Below are 12,822 nucleotides of genomic sequence, written 5' to 3'. Positions count from 1 at the left end.
AGGCAAAGGATAGGATGGACGGGTCCGCCCGGCTGCTCGGTTATTGCGGGCTGTTGCCGCAGATGGCCGCCATCGGCACCACGCTGACAGGCGGGCCGGAGCTATACTGGACAGCGATGGCGGTGGCCTATGGCTATGCGGCTTTCATCTTTTCGTTTCTGGGCGGCGTGTGGTGGGGGTTGGGCCTGGCGATCGCGCAGCCGCCGCGCTGGATATTCGTCGCGGCGGTAATGCCCAGCCTGATCGCGCTTGCCACCTATCTGCCTTGGGTGCTGGGGTGGGATTGGCCGCGACCGTCGTTGATGATCCTGGCGGTGGCGCTGATCGCCTCACCTCTGGTCGATCGCCTGATCGTGCGCGGGCGGGAAGGCTTTGGCGGATGGCTCAAGCTGCGCTGGCATTTGTCTCTTGGGCTAGGCGGGCTGACGCTGTTGGCGGGGCTGCTTTAGCCGCGCCGGGCGATGCCCATTGCGCCATCATCCTGCGCCAGGCCCAGCATTTCCCCGGCCAGCGCCCTGCCCGACTGCCAGGCCTGTTCGACAAAGCCATGCGCCAGCCAATCGCCGCACATGCCGATTTGCAGCGCAGGGTTCCATAGCGCATTGGCGAAACAGCCCGAAGGCGTCGCATAGCGCCAGCGATGCGCCATGCGGACCACGGGCGTCGGCAGGGTAAGGCCGGTGGCATGGGCCAGGCCGTCGAGCAGCAGGGTGGCAATCCGGTCGGCATCCTCCTCCAGATGCGTTGCAGACCAGTCCGCCGATCCCTGCACCACCCAGGCTTCCGGCCCGGTCCGGCCCGGCTTTGCGCTGTTGCGGACAGCCCAGCCGATCGGCCCGATATGGCGGATCATGTCGGGGCCGATGTCGAGCGGTTCGGCAAAGGCGAACATCCCCGCCCAGCAAGGTTGCGAGCCGACCGTCATGGCCAGCCGGGCCATCTGAAAATCATGGAGCGATATGAGCGGCAATGCCTGTTCGACCGGCACGGCGATGACCACCGCGTCGAACGGGCCAAAGGATTTGTCCTGACCCCGGCACCACCAATGGCGGCCATCATGGGTGACGCCCGCAATCGGGCAGTTCCAGGTGACGGGATGCCGTTCGGCCATGGCCTTGATCGGCGCGTTCATGCCCGGCGTTCCGACCCAGGCATCGCGCCCGGCGACGGGCCAGGGCGCGACGACGCCCTGCGCCTGCCATTCCCCCACCAGCTGGCAGAACGCCGCGCCGCGCGCGGTGAAGTGCGACGCGCCATGGTCGAAGGCGATGGTGCCGAGCGGGCTGTCGCAACGGCGGGTGGACATGCGCCCACCCGGCCCCCGCGCCTTGTCGAACAGGGCGGGCTCATGGCCTTCTTCCCGCAAGGCATCGGCGCAGGACAGCCCCGCCATGCCAGCACCAATTACTGCGACCCGCATCGGTTCAATATCCCATCAACGCCAGCAATTCCTTGCGGCTGCCGGCATCGGTCAGGAAGCAGCCGAGCAGGCGGCTGGTCACCATGGAAACGCCCGGCGTCCGCACGCCACGCCCGGTCATGCAGCCATGCTGCGCCTCTATCACAACAGCGACGCCATGGGGTTGCAGATGATCCCATATGCACTGGGCGACATCGGCGGTCAGCCGTTCCTGCACCTGCAGGCGGCGGGCATAGCCATGCAGCACGCGGGCGAGTTTCGATATGCCCACGACCCGGTTGCGCGGCAGATAGGCGATCGACGCCTTGCCGGTGATGGGGGCCAGATGATGTTCGCAATGCGAATGGAAGGGAATGTCCTTCAGCAGCACGATTTCGTCATAGCCGCCGACATCCTCGAACGTCCGGTCGAGGTGGAGGGCGGGATTTTCCTGATAGCCGCTGCAATATTCCTGCCAGGCGCGGGCGACCCGCTTGGGGGTATCGACCAGGCCTTCGCGGTCCGGGTCGTCGCCTGACCAGCGTAACAGGGTGCGCACTGCCTCCAGCACCGCATCAGGGATGATTTGCGTGTCGGACTCGTCAAACGCGTCATGATCATGCAACATGAAGTTCATCGGGCACCCCTCGATCCGTCATTGCCACGACCGTCGTGCCGCTGCGTCTGGTTAACAATGCCGCTAAGGGGGTAGTGCCACAACATGTCCAACCGGGCATGGTGCATCAGCCGTTTACGGGATTAAGATTACGCATGTCCTTAGTAGAAATGATCGCCAACAGTCCGGTCGCGACAGTCATCAGCAATCCGCGCCTGCCCGACAATCCCATCATCGAATGCAATGCGGCATTTATGGAACTTACAGGGTTCAGCCGTGATGAAATAGTCGGGCATAATTGCCGCTTTCTGTCAGGGGCGGACACGGAGCCCTGGTTGACCGAGACATTGCGCACGGCGATCCGCCAGCAACGGCCCGCACTGGTGGAAATACTGAATTACAAGAAGAACGGCACGCCGTTCCGTAATGCCGTGCTGGTCGCGCCGATCTTCGACGAGGAAGGCGTGCTGGAATATTTTCTGGGGTCGCAGGTCGAGGTGATGGACCCGACGATCGGTATCGTCGCCCGCCGCGCCCAGGCCCATGCGCAGATTTCGCGCCTGTCGGTGCGGCAGCGCGAAGTGTTGATGCTGATGGCAACGGGCAAGCTGAACAAGCAGATTGCCTATGCGCTCACCCTGTCGGAGCGGACGGTCAAGATGCACAAGGCCGCGCTGCTCAAGGCGCTAGGCGTGTCGACCAGCGCCGACGCCATCCGCCTGGCGGTCGAAGCGGGCTACTGAGCGGTCAGTCCTTCTCCACCTCCCGCATCGGTTGGGGCGCGGGCGGGATCAGCGCTTCGGGATCGGGCCGCAAGTCATACGCGCGCATCGCGGCCTGGACAGCCTGGATCAGTTGGACCGCGTCATAGGGTTTGTTCAGCACCATGTCGCCGGGCAGGGCGTCGCGCGCGGCGAGTTGCCCGTCGCCGGTGGCAAAGAGAATGGCGATGGTGCCGCGTTGAGCGCGGGCCGCTTCGGCGAGCGCCACGCCGGACGCGCCGGGCAGATGCAGGTCGGTCACCAGCACGTCCACCGGCGCGGTCTGCAAGGCCATCATCGCGTCTTCGGTGCTGCCAGCCTCGATCACCAGGCATCCGGCATTTTTGAGGATTTCGGCGGCATGTTGCCGGATCAAAGCGTCGTCATCGACCAGTAGCACCGTCGCGCCGATCCGTGCCACGGGGGTGTCGCCGGGCTGCTGTGCAATGGCGTTGCGTTGCCGTTGGTTATCGAGGACATGCCGCAAGCGCCGCGCCAGCGCTTCGCGGGTATAGGGTTTGGAGAGCAGTTCGACCCCGGCGTCCAGCTTGCCGCCATGGACGATGGAATTTTCGGTATAGCCCGATGTGAAGAGGACGGCGAGATTGGGCAGCCGTTCGCGCGCCTTGCGCGCGAGTTCCGGGCTTTTGAGCGGGCCGGGCATCACGACATCGGTGAACAAGATGTCGATCGGCATACCGCTTTCGATGACGATCAGACCTGCCGCCGCGTCCGGTGCCTTGAGGACATTATAGCCAAGGTCGGTCAGCACCTCGACCACGGTGGCGCGGACTTCCTCGTCATCTTCGACCACCAGCACGGTTTCGGTGCCGCCGCTGATCGGCCCGCTGTCCATCTGGACCTCGGCATCTTCGCTTTCGATCGAGCGGGGCAGATAGAGGCGGACGGTCGTGCCTTCGCCCACTTCGGAATAGATTTTCACATGGCCGCCCGATTGTTTGACGAAGCCATAGACCATGGAGAGGCCAAGGCCCGACCCCTTGCCTTCGCCCTTGGTCGAAAAGAAGGGTTCGAACACCTTGGCGAGAATGTCGGCATCCATGCCCGAACCCGTATCCGACACCGCCAACATGACATATTGGCCCGGCGTCACTTCATCATGCGCGCGGGCATAATCGGCGTCGAGATGGGCATTGCCGAGTTCGATGGTCAGGCGACCCTGCCCGTCCATCGCGTCGCGCGCGTTGATGGCGAGGTTTAACAGGGCGTTTTCGAACTGGGCCGGATCGATAAAGGTATTCCACAAGCCGCCGCCCACGACGGTTTCGATTTCTACGCCCTCGCCGATCGCGCGGCGCAACATGTCGTCCATCCCGCGCACGAAGCGGGTCGCATTGACGACGCGCGGTTCGAGCGCCTGGCGACGCCCGAAGGCGAGCAACTGGCTGGCGAGTTTGGCGCCGCGCGAGACGCCCGCCATCGCGTTGTTGACCCGCTTTTCGACGCGCGGATTGCCCGCCGCGTCCTTGGCCAGCAATTGCAGATTGCCCGATATGATCTGCAGCAGATTGTTGAAGTCATGGGCGACGCCACCGGTCAGCTTGCCGATCGTCTCCATCTTCTGCGCCTGGGCGAGCTTGGCTTCCGTCCGCCGCCGTTCGTCGATTTCGGCGATCACGCGCGCTTCGAGCGTTTCGTTGAGCTGGCGCAACTGGTCTTCGGCACGTTCGCGATGGCGCACCTGCCGCGCCAGCATGTCGGCCTGTTCGCGCAAGGCGGCTTCGGCCGCGCGCTGGTGGGTGATGTCGGTGTGGACGCCGACCCATTCCATGATCTCGCCCGCATCACTGAGGATCGGCAGGGCGCGGATAGCGCAGACGCGCCACATGCCGTCATGGCGGCGCAGCCGATGTTCATGGACATACATGCGCTTGGCCGCGACTGCTTCGTTCCAGCTGTGGACGCTGTCAGCCTGATCGTCGGGATGGACCGCATTGGCCCAGCCGAAATCCTGATATTCGTCATAGGATTGGCCGGTCAGCGCGGCCCAGCCGGGTTGTTCGCCGACCATCCGCCCATCGGCGCTGTTGCTCCACAGCACGCCATGCACCGCCTCCATCGCCATGCGGAAGCGGCTGTTACTGAGCGACAGGTCGGCTTCGAACTTGGCGCGGACGCTATTGTCGATACAGGTACACATCACCCCGCCGACCGTGCCGTCGCCGTTAAAGACAGGCGTGTAGAACAAGTCGAAAATGACGGTTTGCGACACGCCGCCGCGGTTGAGGACCAAGGGCTGTTCCAGGTAGGACAGGTTTTCGCCCTTGAGCCCTGCTTCCAGCACATGCTGGTTGAAGTCCCAGATTTCCGGCCATACGCCGCGCACGGTCCCGCCCAGCGCAGCAGGGTGGTTCGCGCCTGCGATCTGGGCATAGGCGTCGTTATAGATCATGACATGGTCCGGTCCCCACATCAGCACCTTGGCCACCGGCGAATTGACGATATTGCCGACCGTCGCGCGCAATTCGACCGACCATGTGGCAATCGCCCCCAGCGCGGTCGAGGCCCAGTCGAAGCGGCGGACGATGGCACCACATTCGCCACCGCCGAAGGGCCAGCCCGGCAGCACCGGATGGGCCGCCTGTGCGCCATCGCGCAGCGCCTGCAAACCGGCGAGCAATATCGCGTCGGCATCGGCATAGACGCCCTTGGCAATCTGATCGGCGATGAAGCCGTCCCATTCGGGCGTCAGGGCGATGCTGCGAGTCTGGCGGATGGTCATCGTCCGGCGCTGCCGCGATGACGGGAATGTGTCAACTCATGTCACGGAATTTGCGCCGAACCGTGGGCCGCCATGTCCCAAAATCGGCCGCTAGTCCGGCGCCACCATCCCCGCGACCATATCCACCAGTGGCAGGCGGGCCTGCATGCGGACGGCGAGCAACGCCGTGCCGCTGACCTTGCGCTGGACGAACATGGTTTCGACCGGCGGCAGGTGCCAGCTGGCCGTATCGGCCACGACCGGCGTCGCCTGCTCGCGGAGGCGCGCGACGAAGCTGCGATCGGCGAAATCGAACAGGCCGGGGCGCAGCACATGGGCAATGATGGTGTCGATCATGGCATCAAGCGCAGCGCCATGCCGCATGACAAGGGCGGGCGACACGAAGCCCACATCGATGAGCGCCGCGCGCAGGCCATCCCGGTCGCCCGCAAGGCCAGCCCGCAACAATGTGCGATAGGCGTTGCTCGTTTCGGGCGGCACCGGGCGCGCGGCCCCGAAGTCCAGCAGCACGATTTCCCCGCTTTCGGGACGCCAGCGATAATTGGCGAAATTGGGGTCGGTCTGCATATGGCCGAAGACGAACAGTTCATGCAGCACAAGGTCGAGCAGCGCGGCCATCGACCGGTCGCGCACCGCCTGCGATGCGTCGGCGAGCGTGTCGATCGAGTCCGCTGCGATATAATCCATCACCAGCACCTGGTCCGTGGTCCAATCGTCGAGCGGACGGGGCACCAGGAAGCGGGGGTCGTCGGCTAGGCGATCGGCATAAAGCTGCATCTGCCGCGCTTCGCGCAGATAGTCGGCCTCTTCATGTAGCTGGACCTTGGCTTCGCCCAGCAGCGGCGCGATGTCGAGCGCCGAGGGCAGCAGTCCCGACAGGCGCAGCAGGGTCGCGACATTGTCGACATCGGCGTCGATACTGTCGGCGATGCCGGGATATTGCACCTTTACCGCGACTACCCGGCCATCGGGCAGGCGGGCGCGATGGACCTGGCCGATCGAGGCGGCCGCGATCGGGCTGGCTTCGAAATGGGCAAAACGCCGCCGCCAGTCCTGCCCCCATTGCGTGGCCAGTACCTTTTGCAATTGGGCAGGCGGCATATGATGGGCATTGTCGCGCAACTTGGCGAGGATGGCCGTCAGTTCGGGTGGCAGCATGTCGCCCGCGTCCAGCGAGATCATCTGCCCCAGCTTCATCGCCGCGCCGCGCAGGCGCGACAATTGTTCGGTCACGCGCTGCGCATTGCCGGGCGTGAGCAACAGGTCGCGCATTTGCGGCCGTTCCCCGCGCGCCAGCCGCCGTGCGCCCTCCGCCACCATGCCCGATGCGACGCCGCCCGCCATCTGACCGAAGGCGGCGAAGCGCGACAGCCGGGCGGAGGGCACTTTGCGATAGCGATCGCTCATCGTAGCCGCCTTTGCAGCGCCGGTCGCCAGCGCAGGAAGTAGGTGTAAAGCCCGTCGAGCAGCGCCAGGACGGGGCGATAGCGCGCGAGCAGGCCGAAGGGACGGAGCAGCGGAATGGCGCGCCACATGGCGGCAAAGGCGGCTGCGCCCTCCAGCATGCGGCCATCTTCGCAGGCGTGGAAGCGCGCCAGCAGGGCGGCACGGTCGATCGGGCAGGTGGCGTCGGCACGGGCCACATCGATGAAATGCAACCGGCCGCGCCGGTCCAATCGGCGCATCAGGTCAATTTCGCGGCGGCATAAGGGACATGCGCCATCATACCACACCGTCACGCGAGCGTCACCAGCGGCGGCGCGATCATCGTGGGGGAGGACTGTGTTCATATGGCGCGCTTCCCACGCCCAAGCCCTTGGCGCGACATGGTCTTTCGGGCACGCCCTGTCGTCAGAACTCGATCAGCGCGACCTTGGTCTTGAGATTGGCGAGATAGGCTTCCCGCCCCAGATCCTTGCCGATGCCCGATTGCTTATAGCCGCCGGTTGGCAGGATGAAGTCGTTGCTGCGGCCGTAGCGATTGACCCAGATGGTGCCGGCTTCGAGCGCACGGGTGGCGCGCAGGGCACGCGCGACGTCCGTGGTATGCACACCAGCGGCGAGGCCATAGGCGCTGTCATTGGCCAGGGCATAGGCCTGGTCATCGTCGGTAAAGGTCTGGACGGTCAGCACGGGGCCGAAAATCTCGCCCTGCACCGCCTCGCTTTGCTGCGCAGCATTTTGCAGCAAAGTGGGTTGGAAATAGCTGCCATCCTGCGGCGCTGCGGCGCGACCGCCCCCGGTCAGGACTTGCGCGCCTGCGGCCACGGCGCGCTGGACGATGCCGTCGATCCGGTCGATCTGCCCTTCCGAAATGATGGGGCCAAGCGTGCTGTCGCAGGCCCAGGTCGGCCCCATTTTGTGCGCAGCAAAAGACGTGACGATTCGGTCGATCACTTGGTCTGCGACACTCTCCTGCACCAGCAGGCGGGAGCCAGCGACGCAGACCTGGCCTGCATTGAGCGTGATCGCCCGCGCGACAATCGCCGCCGCCTTGTCGAGCGCAGCATCGGCGAAAATGATCTGCGGGCTTTTGCCGCCTAGCTCCAGCGTCACCGGCTTTGGCCCGGTCTGGGCGCAGGCGGTCATGATCGCCGCGCCGGTCGCGGTCGATCCGGTGAAGGTGACCTTCGCGACCTCAGGGCGGCGGACCAGCGGATCGCCGACCGAGCGTCCGTCGCCCTGCACGATGTTGAAGATGCCCGCAGGCAGGCCCGCTTCGATCGCCAGTTCGGCAAGGCGCACGATGCTGAACGGCGTCATTTCCGATGGTTTGAGGACGATGCTGTTGCCCGCTGCGATGGCGGGCGCGATTTTCCAGGCGGCCATGACCAGTGGCAGGTTCCACGGCGCGATAGCCGCGACGACGCCATAGGGTTCGTATATGGTGAGGCCGAGCTTGTCGGGCGTGGTCGCCGCCACCTCGCCGCCGACCTTGTCCGCCCATTCGGCAAAGAAGCGTACGGTTTCGGCGGTATAGGTCACGTCCCAGGCGCGAATTTCGTGGATCATCCGGGTGGAGCCGAGCGCTTCGAGCGGGGCGAGCGTCTCCATGTCCGCCTCGATCAGGTCGGCCCAGCGGCGCAGCACGCGCATCCGCCCGCGCGGGTCGGTCTGCGCCCAGCCGCTGCTCTTGTAAGCGCGCTGGGCATCTTCGACCGCCTGGCCCAATTGCGCCTCGTCCGCGCTGTCGAGATCAGCATAGACCCGCGCGTCGGACGGCCGCCGCACCGGGATGGCCGCACCGCGCCCGATGACACGCCGCCCGCCGATGAAATTGCTGCCCTGCGGCAAAGCGATGAGATCAGGGTTGAAAATGTCCATGGCGCGGCTTTCCTCTCGGCAGGCTGGCGGACAGAATATGGATCGTGCGCGGCATGTGTTGCAGTTGCGCAGGAAAATCTGCGCGATAATCTTCCAAAATCGGGGCGAAGGCGGCAGCCAATGCTTGAACGCGGCATTTATGGTCGCGCCGACAATGGGAATCCGACGATTCCGACCAGAACAGGCGGGCACCCCTTTCCCGCCAATGGAGCAAGACGCATGGCGACGGGCATAGAGGCGATGGTGGACCTGCGGCGCATGACCGTGGATGATCTGGCCGCTGGCCATGCCTTGTCCAGCGAACAGAAATGGCCGCACCGGATCGAAGATTGGGAGATGCTGCTGAGCCTTGGCCTCGGCTATGTCGCGGAGCGCGACGGGGCGGTGATCGGTACGGCGATGGCCTGGCTCTATGGCCTGGATGCGGCGACGCTGGGCATGGTCATCGTCTCGCCCGCTGCGCAGGGCATGGGGCTGGGCCGCCGGTTGATGGAAGCGGTGATGGCCGATCTGGGCGATCGCACCATATTACTGAACGCCACCGACGAAGGCGCGCCGCTTTATCGCAAGCTGGGTTTCGAGAGCATCGGCCCGGTGTTCCAGCATCAGGGCGCGGCTTTTTCCGTGCCGGTCGCTGAATTGATCCCCGATGAGCGGGTGCGGCCATTGGGCGCGAAGGATATGCCGTCGCTGCATGATCTGGCGCGCCGGGCCACAGGCATGAATCGCGACGCGCTGCTCGACGCACTGGTGCCGGGCGCGCAGGGCGTGGTGCTGACGCGCAGCAACGAGCCGGTCGGCTTTGCGCTGTTTCGCCGGTTCGGGCGTGGCTATGTGGTGGGGCCGACCATCGCGCCCGATGTCGGCGGAGCGAAGGCGCTGATCTCGCACTGGCTGGGGTCGAACAGCGGCACTTTCTGTCGGCTCGATATACCGGAAGAAAGCGGGCTGGGCGGATGGCTCGACGAGTTGGGCCTGCCCTGCGTCGGCCGGGTCATGCGCATGGTGCGCGGGCCGTTGCCGCAGACGGACGCAGCCGTCCAAGTCTTTTCCCTCACGACACAGGCGCTCGGATGACCCTCTTCCTCAACAACCCCGCTCTTTTCGTCGAACGCGCCTATATTGGCGGCGCGTGGGTCGGGGCTGCCTCCGGCGCTACTGTGCCGGTCGACAATCCCGCGACCGGCGCGATCATCGGCACTGTGCCGGATTGTAACGAAACCGATACGCAGGCGGCCATCGACGCGGCGGAAGCGGCTTTCCCGGCGTGGAAGGCGCGGACGGCGGGTGATCGTGCCGCTATGCTGGAGCGCTGGCATGCGCTGGTGCTGGAGAATGTCGCCGATCTGGGCCGGATCATGACCGCCGAACAGGGCAAGCCGGTGGCGGAAGCCGAGGGCGAAATTCGCTATGCGGCAAGTTTCATCAAATGGTTTGCGGAGGAAGCGCGCCGGGTTGAAGGCGGCATGATCCCCGCCCCCGAAGCCAATCGCCGCATATTGGTGATGAAGGAGCCGGTCGGCGTTTCGGCGGCGATAACGCCGTGGAATTTCCCGTCCGCGATGATCACCCGCAAATGCGCGCCTGCGCTGGCGGCAGGGTGCCCGGTGGTGGTCAAGCCGTCCGAACTGACCCCCTATAGCGCGCTGGCGATGGCGAAGCTGGCCGAGCAAGCGGGCTTTCCGGCGGGCGTGTTCAACATCGTGACCGGGATGCCGACCGCGATCGGCGGGACGCTGACCGCCAGCCCGGTGGTGCGCAAATTATCCTTCACCGGATCGACCCGCGTCGGCGCGTTGCTGATGCGGCAATGCGCGGATACGATCAAGCGGGTGAGCTTCGAGCTGGGCGGCAATGCGCCGCTGATCGTGTTCGACGACGCCGACATCGACCTGGCCGTCGCCAGCACGATGGTCAGCAAGTTCCGCAATGCCGGGCAGACCTGCGTATGTGCCAACCGGATATTGGTGCAGGATGCGGTGTATGACCAGTTTGCCGAGAAGCTGGCCAAGGCGGTTTCGGCGCTTACCGTCGCACCGGGCGACCAGCCGGGCAGCACGATCGGGCCGTTGATCAATGCCGTCGCCGCCGACAAGGTGAAGGCGCATGTCGAGGATGCGCTGGCGCATGGCGCGACTTTGTTTGCGCAGGCACCCGAAGGCGCGACGGGTGAGCGCTTTGCCCGGCCGGTGGTGCTGACCGGCGCGACGCGGGACATGCGGCTGGCGGAGGAGGAGACGTTCGGCCCGGTCGCGCCCTTGTTCCGCTTCACCCATGAAGAGGAAGGCATCGAATTGGCCAATGCGACCAGCTATGGCCTGGCGAGCTATTTCTACACCGAAAATCTGCACCGCGCCTTTCGCGTGGCGGAGCGGCTGGAAGCGGGCATGGTCGCGCTCAACAGCGGGGCGATCGCGATGGAGGTTGCGCCCTTTGGCGGGGTCAAGATGTCCGGGTTGGGCCGCGAAGGCGGGCGTTTGGGAATCGAGGAATATCTGGAGACCAAGGCGTTTCATATTGCCGGGTTGAAACTGTAACCACACGTAAAAATTCCGTTCGCCCTGAGCCTGTCGAAGGGCCGCACTTCACTTCAAGAAAGAACAGGGCTTCGACAGGCTCAGCCCGAACGGGAGTTTTTATGGCGAACAATCGCAGCTATTCCATCTCCGTCATTCCCGGCGACGGTATCGGCAAGGAAGTGATGCCGGAGGGCATTCGCGTGCTGGAGCGGGCGGCGAGCCTCTACGGCTTCTCGATCGAACAGACATGGCAGGATTTCGCCTGCTGCGACTATTATGCCAAACATGGCCAGATGATGCCGGACGACTGGAAGGAGCGGATCGGCAAGCCGGACGCGATCTTCTTCGGCGCGGTCGGCTGGCCCGACACGGTGCCGGATCATGTGTCGCTCTGGGGGTCGCTGCTCCAGTTCCGGCGCGAATATGACCAATATGTCAATCTGCGCCCGGTACGGTTGATGCCCGGCGTCCCCTGCCCGCTCGTCGGGCGCGAGCCTGGCGACATTGATTTCTGGGTCGTGCGCGAGAATACCGAGGGCGAATATAGTTCGGTTGGCGGCAAGATGTTTCCCGGCACCGATCGCGAGATCGTGATCCAGGAAACGGTGATGACAAGGCACGGCACCGACCGGGTGCTGCGCTATGCCTTCGATCTGGCCGCGACGCGGGAGCGCAAACATGTGACGTCCGCGACCAAGTCCAACGGCATTGCCATTACCATGCCCTGGTGGGATGAGCGGGTGGAAGAGATGGCCAAAAACTATCCGACCGTGACCCATGACAAATATCATATCGATATTTTGACGGCGCAATTCGTGCTGAACCCCGACCGGTTCGATGTCGTGGTCGCGTCCAACCTGTTCGGCGATATATTGTCGGACCTTGGCCCGGCCTGCACGGGCACGATCGGCGTCGCGCCGTCGGGCAATATCAACCCGGATGGCACGCACCCTTCTTTGTTCGAGCCGGTCCATGGGTCCGCGCCGGACATTGCGGGGAAGGGCATCGCCAATCCGGTCGGGCAAATCTGGTCGGCGGCGATGATGTTGGAGCATCTGGGCGAGGCGGACGCTGCCGCCGCGATCATGCGCGCGGTCGAAACCGTGCTGGCGGAACCGGGCCTGCGTACTGGTGATCTGAAAGGCACGGCCAATACCGAGCAGTGCGGCAAGGCGATTGCCGACGCGCTGGCGTGATGGGCTGGGACCGCTTAACTTCGCATATTTCCCGCCAATTGCGACATTTTGTTGCGGTCGCCTGATCCTATCGGAAAGGCGATTACGTCTTTGCAAAATCCTCCCCTGTAAGGGGAGGTGGCAGGGCCTAGCCCTGACGGAGGGGTGTCACGCTCTCGATAGGGCGACACCCCTCCACCGGCTTCGCCGGTCCCCCTCCCCTTACAGGGGAGGATCAGGAGCGGGCAGCATCCGGTCTGGGCTTTAAGAACGACCTATCATAGC

The 12,822-nt window shown here is 64.7% G+C and carries 11 protein-coding genes; 5 read left to right on the top strand and 6 right to left on the bottom strand.

What is annotated here, in order from left to right; translation table 11 throughout:
• The first annotated feature begins 14 nt into the window (after nt 1–14).
• Nucleotides 15–449 carry a DUF3429 domain-containing protein gene (locus ACZ2HM_RS19410; protein WP_313921772.1) on the top strand — a complete coding sequence of 145 codons (435 nt, stop codon included), beginning with the start codon at nt 15–17 and terminating at the stop codon, nt 447–449.
• Here ACZ2HM_RS19410 and ACZ2HM_RS19405 read toward each other — a convergent pair.
• On the bottom strand, nt 446–1,420 hold the full coding sequence (locus ACZ2HM_RS19405; protein ID WP_470427257.1) for an NAD(P)/FAD-dependent oxidoreductase: 975 nt from the start codon (nt 1,418–1,420) through the stop codon (nt 446–448). The genes ACZ2HM_RS19410 and ACZ2HM_RS19405 overlap by 4 nt on opposite strands.
• A gap of 4 nt (nt 1,421–1,424) precedes the next feature.
• On the bottom strand, nt 1,425–2,036 hold the full coding sequence (folE, locus tag ACZ2HM_RS19400; protein WP_313921770.1) for a GTP cyclohydrolase I FolE: 612 nt from the start codon (nt 2,034–2,036) through the stop codon (nt 1,425–1,427).
• A 134-nt stretch (nt 2,037–2,170) separates the two neighbouring features.
• On the opposite strand from folE, the gene ACZ2HM_RS19395 reads away from it, so the two are divergent.
• Nucleotides 2,171–2,758: a PAS domain-containing protein gene (locus tag ACZ2HM_RS19395; RefSeq protein WP_313921769.1), complete on the top strand. Its 588-nt coding sequence runs from the start codon at nt 2,171–2,173 to the stop codon at nt 2,756–2,758.
• Between the two features lie 4 nt (nt 2,759–2,762).
• Here the strand turns inward: ACZ2HM_RS19395 and ACZ2HM_RS19390 are convergent, their stop codons facing one another.
• The 4 genes from ACZ2HM_RS19390 to ACZ2HM_RS19375 form a co-directional block, all read right to left on the bottom strand.
• Nucleotides 2,763–5,519, bottom strand: a complete 2,757-nt coding sequence (locus tag ACZ2HM_RS19390; protein WP_470427256.1) for a hybrid sensor histidine kinase/response regulator — start codon at nt 5,517–5,519, stop codon at nt 2,763–2,765.
• Nucleotides 5,520–5,609: 90 nt separating this feature from the next.
• Entirely contained in the window at nt 5,610–6,926 is a 1,317-nt protein-coding gene (locus ACZ2HM_RS19385; RefSeq protein ID WP_313921767.1) for an ABC1 kinase family protein, read from the bottom strand.
• On the bottom strand, nt 6,923–7,309 hold the full coding sequence (locus ACZ2HM_RS19380; RefSeq protein WP_313921766.1) for a thiol-disulfide oxidoreductase DCC family protein: 387 nt from the start codon (nt 7,307–7,309) through the stop codon (nt 6,923–6,925). Before ACZ2HM_RS19380 ends, ACZ2HM_RS19385 begins: the two co-directional genes overlap by 4 nt.
• Nucleotides 7,310–7,370: 61 nt before the next feature.
• Nucleotides 7,371–8,843: an aldehyde dehydrogenase family protein gene (locus ACZ2HM_RS19375; protein WP_470427255.1), complete on the bottom strand. Its 1,473-nt coding sequence runs from the start codon at nt 8,841–8,843 to the stop codon at nt 7,371–7,373.
• Nucleotides 8,844–9,062: 219 nt separating this feature from the next.
• Between ACZ2HM_RS19375 and ACZ2HM_RS19370 the strand changes: the two genes are divergently transcribed.
• From ACZ2HM_RS19370 to ACZ2HM_RS19360, 3 genes are all read left to right on the top strand, one after another.
• Entirely contained in the window at nt 9,063–9,920 is an 858-nt protein-coding gene (locus ACZ2HM_RS19370; RefSeq protein WP_470427254.1) for a GNAT family N-acetyltransferase, read from the top strand.
• On the top strand, nt 9,917–11,380 hold the full coding sequence (locus ACZ2HM_RS19365) for an NAD-dependent succinate-semialdehyde dehydrogenase (RefSeq protein ID WP_470427253.1): 1,464 nt from the start codon (nt 9,917–9,919) through the stop codon (nt 11,378–11,380). Before ACZ2HM_RS19370 ends, ACZ2HM_RS19365 begins: the two co-directional genes overlap by 4 nt.
• A 101-nt stretch (nt 11,381–11,481) precedes the next feature.
• Nucleotides 11,482–12,558 carry a tartrate dehydrogenase gene (locus ACZ2HM_RS19360; RefSeq protein ID WP_470427252.1) on the top strand — a complete coding sequence of 359 codons (1,077 nt, stop codon included), beginning with the start codon at nt 11,482–11,484 and terminating at the stop codon, nt 12,556–12,558.
• Nucleotides 12,559–12,822: the final 264 nt, after the last annotated feature.

Source organism: Sphingobium sp. KKT206 (genome assembly GCF_055640555.1).
The sequence above is the reverse complement of the archived record's forward strand: the minus strand, read 5'-3'. Positions and strand labels throughout refer to the sequence as shown.